At 59.4% G+C, this 710-nt stretch carries 1 pseudogene; it reads left to right on the forward strand.

Features of this window, described 5'->3' with window-relative positions:
* Nucleotides 1-60: 60 nt before the first annotated feature.
* Nucleotides 61-710 (forward strand): annotated as a pseudogene (locus QWL29_RS26565) (IS3 family transposase); the annotation flags it as partial.

The raw sequence follows: 710 nt of genomic DNA on the forward strand, positions 1-710 counted from the left end.
TGAGGTACTCTGATTTTTCCGGACACTCTTGTTTGGTAAAGTTCACCAACAGGAGCCTTTATGAAGACATCGAAAAAAACGTACACCCCGGAACTCAAAGAAGAAGCCGTGAAGCTGGTATTGGCGCAGGGTCTATCCCTCGAGCAGGCAGCAGGACGGCTTAGTATCCCCAAAGCGACGCTTGCCAATTGGGTGGTCGCAGCCAAGCGCGGGCCGGCCGTTGCAGCGGCGCCGGGCAGCCGCTCCGTGGCCGAGCTTGAGGCCGAGAACGCGAAGCTGCGCAAGGAGCTGGCCGAAACGAAAATGGAGCGAGACATCGTAAAAAAAGCGGCGGCGTACTTTGCGCAGGAGTCGCTGCCAAGTACGCGTGGATAAAGACGATGCGACTCGATTTTCCTCACTATCCTGCCAAGCTGCTGTGCCGGGCGCTGGGCGTATCGCGTAGTGGTTTCTACGATTGGCTCCGTGCCAGGCCGTCGGCCCGGATGCAGGAAGATGCTCGCTTGAAGGTCCTGATCACGGCGGTGCACCGCCAGACTCGGGAGACCTACGGGGTGCCGCGTATAAAGCGCGAGCTCGCTGAGCAAGGGCATGAGGTCGGTCGCGAGCGGGTTCGCCGGCTGCGCCAGGAGCTCAATCTGCGCTGTAAGCAGCGTCGCAAATTCATCGCCACAACGAACTCCAGACATGACCTGCCGGTAGCTGAAAAC

This window comes from Massilia brevitalea, from assembly GCF_030711405.1.
Taxonomy (GTDB): domain Bacteria; phylum Pseudomonadota; class Gammaproteobacteria; order Burkholderiales; family Burkholderiaceae_D; genus Telluria; species Telluria brevitalea.